The organism is Stenotrophomonas sp. SY1, from assembly GCF_021202945.1.
In the GTDB taxonomy this organism is placed as follows: domain Bacteria; phylum Pseudomonadota; class Gammaproteobacteria; order Xanthomonadales; family Xanthomonadaceae; genus Stenotrophomonas.
Window position 1 is genome coordinate 806,056 of record NZ_JAJOYR010000001.1, and the last position, 17,929, is coordinate 823,984.

20 protein-coding genes are annotated in these 17,929 nt (G+C 64.6%); 16 read left to right on the forward strand and 4 right to left on the reverse strand.

All coding sequences use genetic code 11. The features are described 5' to 3' along the window. Window positions 1–10 precede the first annotated feature (10 nt). Together LR961_RS03160 and LR961_RS03165 are read right to left on the reverse strand one after the other, a co-directional pair. Entirely contained in the window at window positions 11–496 is a 486-nt protein-coding gene (locus tag LR961_RS03160) for a YajQ family cyclic di-GMP-binding protein (RefSeq protein ID WP_232146967.1), read from the reverse strand. Between the two features lie 148 nt (window positions 497–644). Further along, complete coding sequence (locus LR961_RS03165) at window positions 645–1,694, reverse strand: serine hydrolase domain-containing protein (protein ID WP_232146968.1); 1,050 nt, start codon at window positions 1,692–1,694, stop codon at window positions 645–647. Window positions 1,695–1,847: 153 nt separating this feature from the next. Here LR961_RS03165 and LR961_RS03170 point away from each other — a divergent pair, with 153 nt between their 5' ends. The 6 genes from LR961_RS03170 (at window position 1,848) to LR961_RS03195 (ending at window position 7,132) form a co-directional block, all read left to right on the forward strand. After that, a complete protein-coding gene (locus LR961_RS03170; RefSeq protein WP_232146969.1) occupies window positions 1,848–2,744 on the forward strand; it encodes a DMT family transporter in 897 nt (298 codons plus the stop codon). Window positions 2,745–3,026: 282 nt separating this feature from the next. Next, window positions 3,027–4,034, forward strand: a complete 1,008-nt coding sequence (locus LR961_RS03175) for a methionine ABC transporter ATP-binding protein (RefSeq protein WP_232146970.1) — start codon at window positions 3,027–3,029, stop codon at window positions 4,032–4,034. Then, window positions 4,031–4,720 carry a methionine ABC transporter permease gene (locus LR961_RS03180; protein ID WP_232146971.1) on the forward strand — a complete coding sequence of 230 codons (690 nt, stop codon included), beginning with the start codon at window positions 4,031–4,033 and terminating at the stop codon, window positions 4,718–4,720. Before LR961_RS03175 ends, LR961_RS03180 begins: the two co-directional genes overlap by 4 nt. Before the next feature lie 81 nt (window positions 4,721–4,801). Next, window positions 4,802–5,596, forward strand: a complete 795-nt coding sequence (locus LR961_RS03185; RefSeq protein WP_232146972.1) for a MetQ/NlpA family ABC transporter substrate-binding protein — start codon at window positions 4,802–4,804, stop codon at window positions 5,594–5,596. A 151-nt stretch (window positions 5,597–5,747) separates the two neighbouring features. Then, window positions 5,748–6,311 (forward strand): DUF1453 domain-containing protein, encoded by a 564-nt coding sequence (locus tag LR961_RS03190; RefSeq protein ID WP_232146973.1) that lies wholly within the window; start codon window positions 5,748–5,750, stop codon window positions 6,309–6,311. Window positions 6,312–6,370: 59 nt separating this feature from the next. Continuing rightward, window positions 6,371–7,132, forward strand: coding sequence for a YiiX/YebB-like N1pC/P60 family cysteine hydrolase (locus LR961_RS03195; protein ID WP_232146974.1), 762 nt, complete (start codon window positions 6,371–6,373; stop codon window positions 7,130–7,132). 210 nt (window positions 7,133–7,342) lie between these two features. Here the strand turns inward: LR961_RS03195 and LR961_RS03200 are convergent, their stop codons facing one another. After that, window positions 7,343–7,981 (reverse strand): OmpW family outer membrane protein, encoded by a 639-nt coding sequence (locus LR961_RS03200; protein ID WP_232146975.1) that lies wholly within the window; start codon window positions 7,979–7,981, stop codon window positions 7,343–7,345. Between the two features lie 203 nt (window positions 7,982–8,184). Here LR961_RS03200 and LR961_RS03205 point away from each other — a divergent pair, with 203 nt between their 5' ends. The 5 genes from LR961_RS03205 (at window position 8,185) to LR961_RS03225 (ending at window position 13,902) form a co-directional block, all read left to right on the forward strand. Continuing rightward, complete coding sequence (locus LR961_RS03205; protein ID WP_232146976.1) at window positions 8,185–8,745, forward strand: DNA-deoxyinosine glycosylase; 561 nt, start codon at window positions 8,185–8,187, stop codon at window positions 8,743–8,745. Between the two features lie 176 nt (window positions 8,746–8,921). Next, window positions 8,922–10,313, forward strand: a complete 1,392-nt coding sequence (gene aceF / locus LR961_RS03210) for a dihydrolipoyllysine-residue acetyltransferase (protein ID WP_232146977.1) — start codon at window positions 8,922–8,924, stop codon at window positions 10,311–10,313. After that, entirely contained in the window at window positions 10,310–10,969 is a 660-nt protein-coding gene (locus LR961_RS03215) for a hypothetical protein (RefSeq protein WP_232146978.1), read from the forward strand. The genes aceF and LR961_RS03215 overlap by 4 nt, the downstream gene beginning before the upstream one ends. 17 nt (window positions 10,970–10,986) lie before the next feature. Continuing rightward, window positions 10,987–13,140 carry a dihydrolipoyl dehydrogenase gene (gene lpdA / locus LR961_RS03220; RefSeq protein ID WP_232146979.1) on the forward strand — a complete coding sequence of 718 codons (2,154 nt, stop codon included), beginning with the start codon at window positions 10,987–10,989 and terminating at the stop codon, window positions 13,138–13,140. A 60-nt stretch (window positions 13,141–13,200) separates the two neighbouring features. Further along, window positions 13,201–13,902: a DUF6624 domain-containing protein gene (locus LR961_RS03225; RefSeq protein ID WP_232146980.1), complete on the forward strand. Its 702-nt coding sequence runs from the start codon at window positions 13,201–13,203 to the stop codon at window positions 13,900–13,902. 73 nt (window positions 13,903–13,975) lie between these two features. Here the strand turns inward: LR961_RS03225 and LR961_RS03230 are convergent, their stop codons facing one another. After that, window positions 13,976–14,797 (reverse strand): hypothetical protein, encoded by an 822-nt coding sequence (locus LR961_RS03230; protein ID WP_232146981.1) that lies wholly within the window; start codon window positions 14,795–14,797, stop codon window positions 13,976–13,978. A gap of 409 nt (window positions 14,798–15,206) precedes the next feature. Here LR961_RS03230 and LR961_RS03235 point away from each other — a divergent pair, with 409 nt between their 5' ends. The 5 genes from LR961_RS03235 to LR961_RS03255 all read left to right on the forward strand — a co-directional run bounded on the left by LR961_RS03235 (window position 15,207) and on the right by LR961_RS03255 (window position 17,890). Further along, a complete protein-coding gene (locus LR961_RS03235) occupies window positions 15,207–15,572 on the forward strand; it encodes a hypothetical protein (protein WP_232146982.1) in 366 nt (121 codons plus the stop codon). Window positions 15,573–15,599: 27 nt separating this feature from the next. Further along, complete coding sequence (atpB, locus tag LR961_RS03240; protein ID WP_232146983.1) at window positions 15,600–16,397, forward strand: F0F1 ATP synthase subunit A; 798 nt, start codon at window positions 15,600–15,602, stop codon at window positions 16,395–16,397. Window positions 16,398–16,471: 74 nt separating this feature from the next. Further along, window positions 16,472–16,774, forward strand: a complete 303-nt coding sequence (gene atpE, locus LR961_RS03245; RefSeq protein WP_054661978.1) for a F0F1 ATP synthase subunit C — start codon at window positions 16,472–16,474, stop codon at window positions 16,772–16,774. 114 nt (window positions 16,775–16,888) lie between these two features. Next, window positions 16,889–17,359 (forward strand): F0F1 ATP synthase subunit B, encoded by a 471-nt coding sequence (locus LR961_RS03250; RefSeq protein ID WP_232146984.1) that lies wholly within the window; start codon window positions 16,889–16,891, stop codon window positions 17,357–17,359. A 3-nt stretch (window positions 17,360–17,362) separates the two neighbouring features. Further along, window positions 17,363–17,890, forward strand: a complete 528-nt coding sequence (locus LR961_RS03255) for a F0F1 ATP synthase subunit delta (RefSeq protein ID WP_232146985.1) — start codon at window positions 17,363–17,365, stop codon at window positions 17,888–17,890. The last annotated feature ends 39 nt before the right edge of the window (window positions 17,891–17,929 follow it).

Below are 17,929 nucleotides of genomic sequence, written 5' to 3' on the forward strand. Positions count from 1 at the left end.
CGGCAGTGGATCAGTCGCGGAAGTTGTCGAACTGCAGCGGCTGCTCGAACTCGTTCTTCTTCAGCAGCGCGATCACTTCCTGCAGGTCGTCGCGCTTCTTGCCGTTCACGCGCAGCTTGTCGCCGTTGATCTGGGTGTCGACCTTGATCTTGGCTTCCTTGATCTTGGCGGCGATCTGCTTGGCCAGCTTCTGCTCGATGCCCTGTTTGACCGTGACCTGCTGGCGCGCACCGCCCAGGTTGGTTTCGATGTCGCCAAATTCCATGCAGCGGAAATCGATGTTCCGCGCGGACAGGCGCAGGCGCAGGATGTCGGCCATCTGCTTGAGCTGGAAATCGGTCGGCGCGGTGAGCTTGATCAGCTTCTCGTCTTCCAGGTTGAACTTGGCATCCACGCCCTTGAAATCGAAGCGGGTGGCCAGCTCGCGGTTGGCCTGGTCGATGGCGTTGGCCAGCTCGTGCTTGTCAACTTCGGAAATGACGTCAAAGGAAGGCATGGGGGCTGCTCCAATCAGTGAAAACGGGCTCCATTCTAGGCGATTGGCGCCCCGCATCCTGTAGAGCGCAGCCACGCTGCGCTGGGGGCCTACCGGGTAATCCAGGCCGGGCAGGGCTCGGCGCTGCCACTTGCCCAGCCAACGGGCTTCAAGGCCCCTTCCACTGCGCATGCAGGAAGTTGGAAACCGCAAAGCACGCCGGGGCGTCCTTGTTCGACAGGACGATCACCGTCTCCCCGGTATGCGGGTAATGGCGCACGTCGCTGCAGATCCCATCTGCGTTGCCGCCGTGGCCCCAGCGGTAGTCACGCTCGGGTACGTCCTTGCCGTAGCCGGTGGCGAAAAAGCCCAGGCCCATGAATTCGCGCTGGGTGGTCGTTGCCTGCGCGAACAAGGCCGGTGGCAGCAGTTTGCCCGCGTTCAATGCCTGTACGAAACGCAGCAGGTCGCGCGCGGTGCCAACTTCGCCCCCGGCAGCAAAGCCGCGAGAGGGCAGGGTCTGGCAGTTGCGTACACGCTTGCCGGCGACATCGACGTAAGCGGCGGCAATGTCATCGGCCGGGTCGGTGCATTCCACGAAACCGGTGCTGGCCATCCCGGCAGGCTTCAACACATGCGCGTTGATGTAGCTCTCGAAATCCTCGCCCGACAGCACCTCGACCATCCGCCCGAGCACGACGTAACCGTAGTTGCCGTACTTCTGCTGGGTGCCTGGCGTGAATTCGGGCTCGCGCCCTCCATGCAGCGCGATCATGTCGGCCAGGGTGCGCAGCCGGGCCCGATCGGCCGCGTGTCCGGCACCGAACAGTTCGTCGATGTCACCCGCGCCTGCGGAATGGGTGAGCAACTGCTTCACCGTCACCGTGTCGGCGAAGCGGCGGTTGGGGTAGGCCTTGAGCACCTGACCGACTGTCGTATCCAGCGTCAGCTTGCCGGTGGCGATCTGCTGCAGTACCGCCACGCTGGTGAACATCTTGCCGGCCGAGGCAAGGTTGAAACGGTCGCCGGGGGATAGCGGCGCCTCGCCGTTCTCGTCGCGCAGGCCGTAGGCCTTCTCGAACACCACCGCATCGCCATTGGCCACCAGCACCGTGCCGGAGAACCTGCCAGCCGCTTCCAGCCCCAGCGCGAAGCCGTCCAGCTGCGCCAGCGCCAGTGGATCAGGCAGCGGGGCTGCCAGCAGGGGCAGTGGCAGCAAGGACAGCACCCCTCCAAGCAGCAAGTGCAGGCGACGTAGGATGGGCCGAACGATTGCACTGCACTGCATGGCGGTCCCCGACATGATGTGGGCTGAACATATAGCCTGCCGTGGGGATATCGGCAATCGGCATGACAGCGGATAATCGGGCGCATGTCCCCGACCAAATCCCCTGCGCGCGCCATCGTCTGGATGCTGGCGGCCGTCGCCTTCTTTTCGCTGATGGATGCCGGCATGAAGATGCTGTCAGCGAGCTATCCCACCTTGCAGGTGACCATGCTGCGTGGCGCGGCATCGCTGCCGTTCGTGCTGGTGTGGGTGCTGGCCACCGCTGGTCCACGCTCGATCATCCCGGTGCGCTGGGGCCTGCACCTGCTGCGTGGCGTGCTGGGCATGGTGATGATCGGCTGCTTCGTCTATGCGCTGCGCACGCTGCCGCTTTCCACCGCGTACACCATCTATTTCGTCGCGCCATTGCTGGTGGCCGCGCTGTCGGTGCCGTTGCTGGGTGAGCATGTGGGACCGCGTCGCTGGGTCGCGATCGGCATTGGCCTGATCGGCGTGCTGGTGGTGCTGCGTCCGGGCGTGGACGGCATCATTTCCTTCCCGGGGCTGATGGTGCTGCTGGCGGCCACCGCCTACGCCATCGCTGCGGTCACGGTCAGCCTGCTGACCCGTACCGACACGCCGCAGTCGATGGTGGTGTGGTTCCTGCTGATCATGGCCATCGGTGCCGGCGTGCTGGCCTGGCCGGAATGGCAGCCGTTGCAGTGGAGGCACGCCGCGCTGATCGCCGGCATGGGCCTAGCCGGCGCGCTGGGCCAGATCGCGCTGACCCGCGCCTTCCAGCTGGGCCAGGCCTCGATGATCGCCCCGCTGGAGTACACCGGGCTGGTCTGGGTGATCGGCTGGGACCTGCTGTTGTGGGACAAGCTGCCCGATCGCTGGACCTGGGCCGGCGCGGCCATCATCGTCGCCAGCGGCCTGTATCTGCTGCACCGCGAGCGGGTGCAGCAAGCCCGGCGCCCGGACCAGGTGGATCATCCCTGAGTTGCCGGGATTGGGGATTGGCAAAGCGGCATCGGTGCCCCTGCAGGAGCGGCGTAAGCCGCGAAGCTGGTGGTGCTTCCGACAACCGGCATTTATGCGATTGCAGTTGGCACGCCAGCGGTGCCGATCCCGGCATCGCGGCTCACGCCGCTCCTGCAGGTCCTGCGGTGGTGGTCTCTTAGAACCAAAAGGAATAAGGTTCAGCAAGCCTGCGCGAGCGTCGCCGGCCCGGCGCTGCTAGGCTGCACGCCCCCGTTCCAACTACCCCCGGTTGCCCTGGCAGTGATCGCGTTCCAGAACCTGCAAAAGTCCTACGTCGTCGACGGCCGCGCGATCACCGCGCTGCATCCGCTCGACCTGCAGATCCAGGCCGGCGAAGTGTTCGGCATCATCGGCCACTCCGGCGCCGGTAAATCCACCCTGATCCGCCTGATCAACCGTCTGGAAGAACCCAGCGGTGGTCGCGTGCTGATCGATGGCGAGGATGCCACCGCACTGGACGCCGATGGCCTGCGTGCCCTGCGCCGTCGCATCGGCATGATCTTCCAGCACTTCAACCTGCTCTCGGCACGCACCGTGGCCGGCAATGTCGCCTTCCCGCTGGAGCTGGCTGGTACGCCGCAGGCTGAAATCGACGCGCGTGTGGCCGAGCTGCTGCGCACGGTTGGCCTGGAGGCGCATGCAGCCAAGTACCCGGCGCAGCTGTCCGGCGGCCAGAAACAGCGCGTGGGCATTGCCCGTGCGCTGGCCACGCGCCCGCAGATCCTGCTGTGCGACGAGGCCACCAGCGCGCTGGACCCGCAGACCACCGCCTCGGTCCTCTCGCTGCTGGGCAAGATCAACCGCGAGCTTGGCCTGACCATCGTGCTGATCACCCACGAGATGGATGTGATCCGCCGCGTCTGCGACCGTGTGGCGGTGCTTGATGCCGGCCATCTGGTCGAAATGGGCCCGGTGACGGACGTGTTCCTGCACCCGCAGCACCCGACCACGCGCCGCTTCGTGTCCGAGTCCGAGCATGTGGACGAAGGCGAACAGCTGCGTGACTACGCCGCCGTGCATGGCCGCATCCTGCGCCTGACCTTCCTTGGCAACGACACCTACGAGCCGCTGCTGGGCCGTATCGCGCGCGAGACCGGGGTGGACTACAACATCCTTTCCGGCCGCATCGACCGGATCAAGGACACGCCTTACGGTCAGCTCACCGTCGCGCTGGTCGGCGGCGACCAGAACGCCGCGCAAGCCGCCTTCGTTGCGGCCGGGGTCCATGTGGAGGAGCTGCGCCAATGATGTTTGCAACCGCTGGCGGCTTCTTCCGCCATCTTGATGCCGGCAAGTGGGCCGACATCGGCCAGGCCACCATCGACACCCTGCTGATGCTGGCCGGCTCGCTGCCGCTGACCCTGGCCATCGGCCTGCCGCTGGGCGTGCTGCTGTTCCTGACCGGCTCGCCGCAGCTGCACCGCAAGCCGGTGGTCTACGGCGTGACCGCGCTGCTGGTGAACCTGCTGCGCTCGGTGCCCTTCATCATCCTGATGATCGTGCTGATCCCGGTCACGCTGGGCCTGATGGGCACTTCGCTGGGCGTGCGTGGCGCGATCCTGCCGCTGGTGGTGGGTGCCGCTCCGTTCTATGCACGCCTGGTGGAAACCGCACTGCGTGAAGTGGACCGTGGCGTCATCGAAGCCAGCCAGGCGATGGGGGCGACCACCAAGCAACTGGTGTTCAAGGTGCTGCTGCCCGAAGCACGGCCAGGCCTGATCGCCGGCGCCACCGTCACCACCATCGCCCTGATCGGCTTCACCGCGATGGGCGGTGCGATTGGTTCCGGTGGCCTGGGCGACCTGGCTTTCCGCGACGGCTACCAGCGTTCGCACACCGACGTGGCCCTGGTCACCGTGGTGTTGCTGCTGGTACTGGTGCAGCTGCTGCAGATGCTCGGCGACCGCCTGGTCGCGCACTACAGCCGCAAGTGATCACCTGCCGGCCGTGCATCCTCTGCACGGCCGGCCTGTTACGGTACGCCGTCTGTCCTTCCCCGCAGGATTCCGATTCCAATGAACAAGCTGCTTGCGTTTCCCCTGTTCGCCGCCGCACTGGCACTTTCGGCCTGCGGCAAGCCCGCTGCCGATGATTCCAGGCTGGTCGTGGCCGCCACCGCGGTGCCGCACGCCGAGATCCTGGATGTGGTCAAGCCGCTGATGGAGAAGGAAGGCATCAAGCTCGACGTGCGCGTGTTCAATGACTACGTGCAGCCCAACGACCAGCTGGTGCAGAAGCAGGTGGACGTCAATTACTTCCAGACCGAGCCGTACCTGGATGCCTACAACCGTGACCGCAAGACCACGCTAGTGACGGTCACCGGTGTGCACATCGAGCCGTTCGGCGCTTACTCGCGCCGCGTCAAGTCGCTGGCGGAACTGCCCAGCGGTGCCGACGTGGTGATCCCGAACGACCCGAGCAACAACAGTCGCGCGCTGATCCTGTTGGACAAGGCCGGCGTCATCAAGCTCAAGGACGCGTCCAACGCGCTGTCCACCCAGCGCGACATCGTCGAGAACCCGAAGCAGCTCAAGTTCCGTGAACTGGACTCGGCCATGCTGCCGCGCGTGCTCGACCAGGTGGACCTGGCGTTGATCAACACCAACTACGCACTCGATGCCGGCCTCAATCCGACCAAGGATGCGCTGGCCATTGAAAGCAGCGATTCGCCGTATGTGAACTTCCTGGTCGCGCGCACCGACAACAAGGACGACTCCCGCGTACAGAAGCTGGCCAAGGCCCTGACCAGCCCGGAAGTGAAGGCCTTCATCGAACAGAAGTACAAGGGCGCGGTGCTGCCGGCGTTCTGATACCCAACGGTAGTGCCGAGCCACGCTCGGCAGGAAATCCCGCCGGTAGTGCCGAGCCATGCTCGGCAAGCGACAACCCCGGCAGGCCCCAGCGGAGCATGGCTCCGCTCTACCGGCAGTGATCACCGCGCAACCAACGGATCAGACCATCATGCCGCTGCTCCTCGCATTGCCCCTGGCGTTGCTGGTGTTCATCGCGATCCTGCTGTTGCTGCTGCCATTGTCGCTTTGGCAGCGCTTGCGCAGCAGCGGTGCGCGCCGCCAGGCACGGCCGTGGCTGGTGAGTCTCAACCTGTGGAGCACGGTGCTATCCACGCTGCTGTTTGCGATCTTTGCCGCCATCGCCGGCTACTGGTGGCCCAATGCATGGGCCTACGCAGCACTGGGATGGTTGGCCGGGCTGCTGCTCGGCGCGCTGGGTCATGCGTTGACCCGCTTTGAAGCGGCGCCCGAGACCCTGTTCTACACGCCCAACCTCTGGCTGGTGCTGGCGCTGACGTTGATGATCGTGGTGCGGCTCGTCGCTGGCCTGGTGCAGGGCTGGCAGGCGTCGGTAGGCGGCGTGGCATGGCCGCAAAGCGGTTGGCTCAGCCATGCCGGGTTGCTGGCGATGGCAGCGGTGCTGCTCGGTTATGCAGGCATGTACGCCCTGTTGCTGCGACGCCGGGTACAGCATCACCTGCGTTATCGCCGCCACGTCATGCCCCGGCGCTGAGCCATGGCGATCATGCCCGGCAGTGGTTAGGCTGGGGCGAGCATCCTCGGGGCTTGGCCATGGGCTTGTTGAACCTGCTTGGACGTCACCTGGCACACTTCCTCGCGCAGCCGCGACGTCGCCAGTTGTGTCCGTCAACCAGCGATCCAGCGATGCTGGCGCGTGCCCTGCAGCGCGGCGATGTGCTGCTGGTGGAAGGCAACAGCCGCTTCGCCACCGCCATCAAGTACCTCACCCAGTCCACCTGGTCGCACGCGGCGCTGTATATCGGCGAGGAGGCACTGGTCGAAGGTGCGCGGCCACAGCCGATGTTGATCGACGTGGATGTGGAAGTCGGCGTGCGGCGGATTCCGCTGAGCGACTTCGCCCATCAGCACACCCGCATCTGCCGGCCACATGGCCTGACTCCGGCGGTGGTGGATCAGCTGATAGGTTTCATGCGTACGCGCATCGGCTACAGCTACGACCTGAAGAATGTATTCGACCTGGCCCGCTATCTGATCCGGCAGCCGCCGGTGCCGTGCCATATGCGGCGTCGCCTGATTGCGCTGGGTAGTGGCGAGCCGACCAAGGCGATCTGTTCGACCTTGCTGGCACAGGCATTCGAATCGATCCGTTACCCGATCCTGCCGGATGTGGAAACCGTGATGGATCACGCCGGCGGCCATGAGCAGCGCCTGGAAATCCTGCATATCCGCAACTACAGCCTGTACACGCCGCGCGATTTCGATGTCTCGCCGTTCTTCGATATCGTCAAGCCGCGCCTGCAGTCGAACTTCGATTACCTTGCGCTGCAATGGAGTGACGAGGGCAGTCCGTGATCCGGTGCCCTTGCGCTTGTAGGAGCGGCGTAAGCCGCGAAGCTGAAAGTCCAGCAGGGCCCCGCTGAATCAGCGATTGCAGGCGTTGCGACGGCGGAAATACCATCGACTTCGCGGCTTACCCTGCTCCTGCAACCGCACAAACGAAAACAGGCACGGATCGCGAACGATCCGTGCCTGTCGATGTAACGCCAGCGGTGTTTCGAAGAATCAGAAACGCGCGCCGATGCCGAAGCCCACGGTCCACGGGTCCAGCTTCAGTTCACCGGCATTGCTGCCAGCAACGCGCAGGTCCGGGCGTGCGTGCATGTAGCGTGCATCGGCGCGGGCGAACCAGGTCGAGTTGATGTTCAGGTCCACGCCGACGGTGCCGATCGCACCCTTGGCGGTTTCCACGCCAACATGGTTGCCGCTGTCGCTCAGGCCGTCGATCTTCTCGTTGCTGAAGTTCGACTCGTAGTAGCCCACGCCCACGAACGGACGGAAGGTGTTGTCGGCAGCGCCGAAGTGGTACTGCGCGCTCAGCGCGATCGGCTGCTGCTCAACGCTGCCGGCCTTGGCGCCACCATCGGTGCGCACGCGGTGGTTGAACTTGTCGGCAGCGCCCCACAGTTCAACGGCGAAGTTGTCGTTGATGTAGTAGCTGGCGCTCAGCGTCGGTGCCGGGCCGCCATCGAACTTGTCGATGCCGCCGATCGGATCGCTCTTGGGCTGCAGCAGTGCCACGCCGCCAACCACGGCAAAATGCTTGCCCGAAGCGGTGTCGCCGCTGCCATCCTGCGCGAACGCGGTGGACGACAATGCCAGGGCGCCAAGGGTGGCAAGGCTGAGAATCTTGATCGAACGCATGGTTTACTCCTCGTATCTCTTGAATCGGGATTACGTTGTTATCGAGGCCCTCGTTGCGGGGCGTGCAAACCGTAGCGATGCGAAGATGAATCGCTCTGAACACAGTGGTATTTCGACAGGCTAGCGTTCAGCAAGAACGGGACGAATCCCATGGACACGAGGTTTTCTTCGGCAATGTTGTTCACGATGTTGTGGTGCGTGTGATGACGAACGACGTGTTGCGTGGATTGCCCGCGCAGGTGAACGCGCAGTGCCGCGTGCTGGTGCTGGGTTCGATGCCGGGCGCGATGTCGTTGCAGCAGGCGCAGTACTACGCACATCCGCGCAATCGCTTCTGGCCATTGATGGAGGCGTTGTGTGGTGTTGATCCGGGCCTGGATTACGCAACGCGCCTGCAACGCCTGCAACGCGCGGGCGTCGGCCTTTGGGATGTCATCGGCATGTGCCGGCGCAGCGGCAGCCTGGATGCGGCCATCGTGCGTGGCAGCGAAGTGGCCAATCCGTTGCCGGCATTGATCGCAACCCTGCCGTCGTTGCAGGCCATTGCCTGCAACGGTGGTGCGGCGCATGCGGCGTTCGTGCGCTGGGTGCAGCCGGCTTTGCCGGTTATGGCGATTGCGCTGCCGGTTCTGGCCTTGCCATCCACCAGTCCGGCCAATGCCGCCTGGTCGCTGCCACGCCTGCTGGAGGCCTGGGAACCGTTGCGGCCCTTGCTGGATTCGCCGCACAGGGCCGCGCAGCAGGCCGCCGACAGTGACGTGTGACCGTGCAGGACAAGCAGGACAGCGGCCTTTTGCCGGTCCGGACAAGTGTGAAGCCCGGGTGGACATGACACCTGCCTGTCCTGGGACATACGTATGCGAATTCAGTTGCAGCGGTTGGCGCTGCGGCCCGGTGCCGCCACAATAGGGGTTTCCCCTCACTGTTGCTGGAGTTAGTCATGGCCGAAATCAAGGAAGCACTTGTCCCCGATATCGGTGACTACAGCGACATTCCGGTGATCGAAGTGCTGGTCGCCGTAGGCGATACGGTCAAGAAGGATCAGGGTCTGGTCACGCTGGAGTCGGACAAGGCCACGATGGAAGTGCCTTCTTCGGTGGCCGGCGTGGTCAAGGAACTCAAGGTCAAGGTTGGCGACAACCTGTCCGAAGGCAAGGTCGTGGCGCTGATCGAAGTGGCCGAGGAGGCTGCCCAGCCTGCCGCTGCAGCCGCCCCGGCGGCGCCCGCCAAGTCCGAGCCGGCCAAGGTCCAGCCCGCTGCCGAAACCGGCGCCAAGGTCGAGCCGGTGGCCGTGGCCCCGGTGCCGGACAAGTTGGCCCAGCGCGAGATCGCGCAGGAAGCCGCGCTGTCGGCCGGCAAGCCGGCCAGCCCGCCGGTGCAGTTCGGCGCCGAAAGCGTGCTGCCGTCCAAGGTGCCTTACGCCAGCCCGGCGGTGCGCGTGTTCGCCCGCGAACTGGGCGTGAACCTGGACCAGCTGACCGGCACCGAAAAGGGCGGCCGCATCACCAAGGATGACGTGCAGAAGTTCGTCAAGGCCGCACTCAGTGGCGGCGTTGCCGTTGCTGGTGCCGCGCCGGCCGCAGCCGGTGGTGGCCTGAACCTGCTGCCGTGGCCGAAGGTGGACTTCAGCAAGTTCGGCGAAACCGAAGTGCAGCCGCTGTCGCGCATCAAGAAGATTTCCGGTGCCAACCTGGCCCGCAACTGGGCGATGATTCCGCACGTCACCCAGTTCGACCAGGCCGACATCACCGAGCTGGAAGCCCTGCGCGTGGCGCTGAACAAGGAAAACGAGAAGGCCGGCATCAAGCTGACCATGCTCGCCTTCCTGATCAAGGCCAGCGCCGCGGCACTGAAGAAGTTCCCCGAGTTCAACGCCTCGCTGGATGCAGCCGGTGAGAACCTGACCCTGAAGAAGTACTTCAACATCGGTTTCGCCGCCGACACGCCGAACGGCCTGGTCGTGCCGGTGATCCGCGATGTCGACAAGAAGGGCGTGGTGCAGATCGCGCAGGAAACCGGCGAGCTGGCCAAGAAGGCACGCGACGGCAAGCTCGGCCCGGCCGACATGAGCGGCGGTTGCTTCTCGATCAGCTCGCTGGGCGGCATCGGTGGCACCGCGTTCACGCCGATCGTCAATGCACCGGAAGTGGCCATCCTGGGCGTGTCCAAGTCCTCGATCCAGCCGGTCTGGAACGGCAAGGAGTTCGCACCGAAGCTGCTGCTGCCGCTGTCGCTGAGCTACGACCACCGCGTCATCGACGGCGCCCTGGCCGCACGCTTCACCACGTACCTGTCGCAGGTGCTGGCCGACATGCGGCGCGTGCTGCTGTGAGAGCAGGCGCTCTCACGCGCAGGCTGCTGGTCGCCGCGCTGGCGCTGACCTCGGCGCCGGTGCTGGCCGCGAGCCAGTGCGGCCCGGTGGTCGGTGAGGGCTGGCCGCCGGCGGTGGGCAACTACGGGCAGGCCGCCTCGCAGCTGCTGGGCGGGCAGGGCGGTGACGACCTGTCGCTGCTGGTGCTGCCGGCGCGCGGCGTGGAAACCCAGGTGCTGCTGCGGCGCGATGCCGGCAACGGCCAGTGGTCGGTGCTGGCCGGCCAGGCCGAGAAGCGCATCTACAACTGGGACAGCAGTGCCGGACGTGGTGGCGTGAACCTGCGCCTGGACCAGACCCCGGAGTTCGCCCAGGCGCCGATGCCCGACGCCCTGGCGCAGCGCCTGGTGCAGGTCTGGGCCAGCGCCCTGGCCACGCCGGAAGTGGCGCAACGCGCGCCGGTCACCGAGGGCGAGGTGGTGTCCTTCACCGTCAATGGCGAGCGTTACAGCGGGCTGCGTCCCGGTTGTGGCCAGCTGGAGGCGTTGCTGGAACAGGCCACCCTGCTGGTCGAACTGGCTCACAGCAAAGACAAAAAGTACGGGAAGCGCTACGAGGACATCGAACGCGCGCTCGACAAGATGCATGACCGGTTCTACGGCGAAGACGCCGGCTGAGCCCACAGGAGAAGACAATGGCGACGATTGAAATCAAGGTTCCGGACATTGGTGATTACGACAATGTGCCGGTGATCGAGATCCTGGTGGCCGTGGGCGACACGGTGAAGAAGGATCAGGGCTTGGTCACGTTGGAATCGGACAAGGCGACGCTGGAAGTGCCGTCTTCGGCAGCCGGCGTGGTCAAGGAAATCAAGGTCAAGCTCGACGACAAGCTGTCCGAGGGCGACGTGGTGGTGATCCTGGAGGCCGAGGGCGCAGACGCTGCCCCGGCCGCCGCTTCGGCGCCTGTCGCTGCCGCTCCGGCCGCAACCCCGGCTCCGGCCCCGCAGCCCGCTGCTGCCGTTGCCCCGGCGGCGGTGAGCGCCCCGGCCGCCGCGACCGGCCCGGTCGAAGTGAAGGTTCCGGACATCGGCGACTACGACAAGGTGCCGGTGATCGAAATCCTGGTGGCCGTTGGCGACACGGTGAAGAAGGACCAGGGCCTGGTCACGCTGGAGTCGGACAAGGCCACGCTGGAAGTGCCGTCCTCGGCCGATGGCGTGGTCAAGGAAATCAAGGTCAAGCTGGACGACAAGCTGTCCGCCGGCGACGTGGTGGTGGTCCTGGAAGGTGCCAGCGCCGCGCCGGCAGCCGCTGCCAGCAAGGCCGCTCCGGGCAGCAAGCCGCCGGTGACCCCGTCGCATCGCGCGCCGGACCCGGCCGTCGCCGCCAAGGCGCTGCCGTCGACCGGCCGCACTGCCGACATCGAATGCCGCATCGTGGTGCTGGGCGCCGGCCCGGGCGGCTACACCGCCGCGTTCCGTGCCGCGGATCTGGGCATGGATACGGTGCTGATCGAACGTTACGCCAGCCTCGGCGGCGTCTGCCTCAACGTCGGCTGCATCCCGTCCAAGGCGCTGCTGCACGCGGCCGAGATCATCGACCACGCCGCGCACGCCAATGATCTGGGCATCGAGTTCGGCGCGCCGAAGATCAGCCTGGACAAGCTGCGCGAGTACAAGGAAAAGGTCGTCGGCCAGCTGACCAAGGGCCTGGCCGGCATGGCCAAGCAGCGCAAGATCCGCACCGTGCAGGGCGTGGCCAAGTTCGTCTCGGCCAATGAGCTGGAAATCACCGGCGACGACGGCAAGACCCAGCTGCTGCGCTTCGAGCAGTGCATCATCGCTGCCGGTTCGCAGGCGGTGAAGCTGCCGAACTTCCCGTGGGAAGACAAGCGCGTGATGGACTCCACCGACGCACTGGAACTGGCCGAAGTGCCGGGTTCGCTGCTGGTCGTCGGCGGCGGCATCATCGGCCTGGAAATGGCCACCGTGTACAGCGCGCTGGGTGCCAAGGTCACCGTGGTCGAGTTCATGGACCAGCTGATGCCGGGCGCCGACAAGGACCTGGTCAAGCCGCTGGCTGACCGCCTGAAGAAGCAGGGCATCGAGGTCCACCTGAAGACCAAGGCCTCGGGCGTCAGCGCCGATGCCAAGGGCATCACCGTGACCTTCGAGGCCGCCACCGAAGGCGAGAAGCCGGCGATGGAAAGCGGCACCTTCGACCGCGTGCTGGTGGCCGTCGGTCGTTCGGCCAACGGCAAGAAGATCGATGCCGACAAGGCCGGTGTGGAAGTGACCGACCGCGGCTTCATTCCGGTCGATCGCCAGATGCGCACCAACGTGCCGCACATCTTCGCCATCGGCGACATCGTCGGTAACCCGATGCTGGCCCACAAGGCCACGCACGAAGGCAAGCTGGCGGCTGAAGTGGCCTTCGGCGAGAAGAAGGAATGGGTGGCCCGCGTGATTCCGTCGGTGGCCTACACCAACCCGGAAATCGCATGGGTGGGCGTCACCGAAACCGAGGCCAAGGCCAAGGGTCTGAAGGTGGGCGTGGCCAAGTTCCCGTGGGCGGCCAGCGGTCGCGCCATCGGCGTCGGTCGTACCGAAGGCTTCACCAAGCTGATCTTCGACGAGGAAACCCATCGCGTGATCGGCGGCGCCATCGTTGGCGTGCATGCCGGTGAGTTGCTGGCCGAGATCGGCCTGGCTATCGAAATGGGTGCCGAAGCCGAGGATATCGGCCACACCATCCACGCCCACCCGACCTTGAGTGAGTCGGTGGCGATGGCCGCGGAGATTTACGACGGCACCATCACCGATCTGTACATTCCGAAAAAGAAGTGATCCACACGACGCCCCTTCACCGGGGCGTCGTTGTTTCTGCTGATGGGAAGGGGCAAGGGAATGTTGCGACTGTTCATGGCGGCGACGTTGTTGACAGCTGCAGGCGTGGCAAGCGCGCAGGATGAAGATCCGAAACTGGCGGCAGCGTTGCTGCAATGCCCGGGTGCTGCGGTCTTCGTCCAGGCTGAAAGGGCGCGCGGGCAGGAGCAGGCGCAAAAGCTGGTCGGCATCGTGCCGTCGCAGCCGCAGCTCCGCGAACAACTATTGGAAATGATGCGTATCGATCAGGAGGCGCGCGACGGTGACTGGTCGCCGCCGATGATCGAAAAAATGCTCGCTGTGGACGCGGCGAACCTGCCGAAGATCAGGAAGATCGTGGCCGATCATGGCAGCCTGCCGAGCGCACGCCAGGTGGGGGGCGATGGTGTATCGGCCGCCTGGCTGCTTGTGCAGCATGCCGATCGTGATCCGGCGTTCCAGCAGCAGGTGCTGGACAGGATCATGCCGCTGGTGGAGAGCGGTGAGGTCTCCTCGCGTGAGATTGCACTGCTGACCGATCGCGTGCTGGTGAACGCCGGTGCGCCGCAGCGCTATGGCAGCCAGTTGGCCGCCATCAACGGCAAGTGGGAGCCCAAGCCGATGGAAGCGCCGGAGCAGGTTGATCAGCGTCGTGCCAGCCTGGGCCAGATGCCGCTGGCTGACTACCTCTGCGTGGCCACACAGATATTCCCGCCGCCGCTCGCAGACAGCCTGACGCGGTAGAGCGGAGCCATGCTCCGCTGGGGCTTCACCGACGGGGCCACGTGCCGAGCATGGCTCGGCACTGCCGCGACGATCAGAACGACAGGCTCACGCCCGCCAGTGGTCCCTTGAACTCCTGCTTCAAGCCGATCACGCCATCGCTGCCGCGCTTGTCGGCATCGAGCTTGAACCAGTCATAGCCGGCGAAGATGCCGAAGTTCTTGTTGAAGTTGTATTGCACGATGGCGTTGGCGCGGCTCAGGTCGCCCTTGTAGTCATCGAAGCTGCCCCAGCGCGTATTGAGGTACTGGCCCTGCAGGTTGATCAGCCAGTGCTCGGACGGGGTGAAGGTCAGCCGTGCGCCGACCACAGGCGCGACGCCGTCGGTCTTCTCGTCGATGAAGCGATCCTGGTAGAGATCGCCAAGGTCGGCATACGCATTCGCGCTGACCTTGGCGTACTCGGCACCCAGTTGCAGGCCGAAGTCGAACTGCTCGCCATCAACGACCGAGTAGTCGTACACCAGCGTGGCCACCTGATACTTCAGCTCGCCCTTGACGAAGCTGCCGGCCGGCACCGTGATGTCGCCGACGCTCACCGAATCGCCAAGCGTTTCGCGGTGGTCCTTGTCGTACTTGAAGTAGTCGAAGATCAGCCGTTGCCGGTCGCTGATGCGGAACAGGCCGTCCACACGCGGTTCCCATTCCTTGCCGCCGAGATCGAAGTCTTCGGACAGGTTGATGTCCTGGCCGGCGATGTTGGTACTGCCGCGGATGGTGTTGTCGGTGTCGATCTGCATCGCACCCAGGCGCAAGGTGAAGCGCGGGTCCTCCTCGGCAGCGTGGGCCGGGAGCGCGGCGAGCAGGCCCAAGGTCAACGCACACGGGGCGAGGGTGATCAGACGGAAATCATGCATTGCCACTGCCTTCTCCTGTTGCGGGAAGGCCGACCATCAGAAAAAACCGCGTAGGGCAGCGTGAGCGCAGGTGATGGGGATGTGTGCAAGTGAATTGCGGTGAGGTGGTGCTGCGGGCTGGCAGCACCACCTCACCCCGCCCGTTGCGCGCATCGACGAGGTAATGTGCAACGGGCAAGGAGGTCTGACACGGCCCGATCCGGGAAGTTCCCGCTGCTGCATTGCAATATGCAACCCCGCCAAACGCCCTGTTGCCGGCAAAATTCCTGAAATTGCGGCAACTTGCATAGTCAAATGGGATGCCAAGTGGCGGTTGTCTCCCAAAATGTCCCACTGTTATACTTTCGCGGCTCGACGAGGCGCCTTTGCGCGATTCGGCTCTTTCCTTTACCTGGCAGGACACTTTGACGTGCTGAACTCCGTTGACGCGGGTCGGCGACTGATGTTGCGCGCCGCGGTCTACCCGCTGGCAGCAGTGGCTGTCCTGGCTCTGGCCTTCCTGTTCATGGGGCCAAGGTACGCACTTGGCGCGCTGGTTTCCGGCGTGACGGTGGTGGCGGGGACGGTGCTGGCCGCGTGGGTGGGGCTCGGAGGCGGCGTTCAGGCGGCTGGTTCAGCAATGATCCGGTTGTTTCTGGGCTTCACGCTGAAGATCGTGCTGATTGTTGTTGTGCTGGTGCTGGCGTTTGTCTGGTGGCGGCTTCCTCCTTTGGCTCTGCTGGCGGCAATTCCAGTGGCGCTGATGTTCCAGGTTCTGGCTTTGGCCAGGCGTTGATCGAATTCATATAAAGGTTCAGGACACATGGCGGGCGAGGCTCTAACCCCTACCACCTATATCCAGCATCACCTGCAGAATCTGACCGCAAAGGTCGGTGATGGCGGCACGTTCTGGACCATCCACGTCGATACGATCGTCACCGCGGTGCTGATGGGCCTGCTGATGGTGTTCGCCTTCTGGATGGCCACCCGCAAGGCCACCGCCGGCGTGCCGGGCAAGTGGCAGGCCTTCGTGGAGATCTGCCTGGAGTTCGTCGACCGCCAGGCCAAGGACACCTATCACGGCAAGAGCAAGCTGGTGACGCCGATCGCGATCACCATCTTCTTCTGGATCCTGTTGATGAACTTCATCAAGATGATCCCGGCCGACTTCATCGCAAAGCCGCTGGAATGGGCAGGCGTCCACTACTGGAAGCCGGTGCCGACCGCTGACGTGAATGCCACCCTGGGCATGTCGATCAGCGTGTTCTTCCTGATGATCTTCTTCTCGCTCAGCTCCAAGGGCGTGGTTGGCTTCATCAAGGAGTTCCTGACTGCTCCGTTCGGCAAGTGGATGATGCCGTTCAACCTGATCCTCAACATCGTCGAGTGGCTGAGCAAGCCGATTTCTCTGGCGATGCGACTGTTCGGCAACATGTTCGGCGGCGAAATCGTCTTCCTGCTGATCTGGGTGCTGGGCGGCGCCGGCTTGTTCGGTGCTGTTGCCGGTGGCGTGTTCGGCCTTGGCTGGATGCTGTTCCACCTGCTGGTGATTCCGCTGCAGGCCTTCATCTTCATGATGCTGTCGATCGTGTACCTGAGCCTGTCGGAAGACAGCCACTGAGTTTCAAGCTTCAACCAGTTTCAACCTTCATCCGTTTCATCACCCTTAGCTACCAATAGTTCTCGGAGAAAACCATGTACTTCGCCGTCCTGACCAATCTCGCCCAAGTTCAGAGCTCCACCGCCCTTGCCGTCGGCATCATGATCGGCCTGGCCGCGCTGGGCGCCGGTCTGGGTCTGGCCATCATGGCTGGTAAGTTCCTGGAATCGGCCGCTCGCCAGCCGGAACTGATCCCGGTCCTGCAGGTCCGCATGTTCATCACCGCCGGCCTGATCGACGCCGCATTCATCATCTCGGTTGCTGTGGGCCTGCTGCTGGCCTTCGCAAACCCGCTGGCCGCTGCCCTGCTGGCCGAAGCCGCCAAGCTGGCAGGCTGATCCAGCTGAAGTGAGAAAGCCGGGTGCCCTTGTGGCATCCGGCTTCGGATGAAGGTTTGGTTGCGCCGCTCCGGCGGCGCATCCACCCCCCGACACCAGCGATCGAGCTAATCCATGAATATCAATCTCACCCTCTTTGCACAGGCCCTGGCCTTTGCTGGCCTGATCTGGATCATCGCGACCAAGATCTGGCCGCCGCTGATGAAGGCCATCGAAGAGCGCCAGCAGAAGATCGCTGAAGGCCTCGCCGCTGCCGACCGCAGCCAGAAAGATCTGGCCCAGGCCGAAGTGAAGGTCAACGAGGCGTTGAAGGAAGCCCGTGGCAAGGCCAACGAGATCATCGACCAGGCTCACGCCCGTGCGAACCAGATCGTTGAAGCTGCCAAGAACGAAGCCATCGCTGAAGCCACCCGCCAGAAAGACCTGGCCCAGGCTGAAATCGACGCCGCCGCCAACCGTGCCCGTGAAGATCTGCGCAAGCAGGTGTCCGCGCTGGCTGTGACCGGTGCCGAAAAGCTGCTCAAGCGCGAAATCGATGCCAACGCCCACAAGGCGCTGCTCGACGAGCTGGCCGCGGAGATCTAATCGATGAGCCAGGCCCTCACGCTTGCCCGCCCGTACGCCCGCGCCGCTTTCGCGATTGCGCGCGAGGAAGGCAAGTTCGCGCCGTGGTCGGACGCACTTGCGTTCTCCGCCCGCGTTGCCGCCGATCCGCGCGTGTCGGCCTTGCTCTCCAATCCGGAGCTGGGCCGCGGCGACGCCGTTGCCCTGCTGGCCCCGGAAGCGGCGGGTGAAACCTACGGCCGCTTCCTGAACCTGCTGGCCGAATCGCGTCGTCTGCAGCAGCTGCCGGAAATCTCCGGCCTGTTCGACCAGCTGCGCGCCGAAGCCGAAAACGTGGTCAAGGCCACGGTGACCTCGGCCACCGAGCTGTCGGCTGACGAGCTGGAAAAGATCAAGGCCGCGCTGCGCAAGCGCTTCGGCCGCGACGTCGAGGTATCGACCGCGGTGGACGCTTCGCTGATCGGCGGCGCCGTGATCGATGCCGGCGATGTGGTTATCGATGGTTCGCTCAAGGGCAAGCTGTCGCGCCTGCAGACCGCGCTCGCAAACTGAATTCAATTTAACGTCCGGCTTGATCGCCGGCACTAGGAC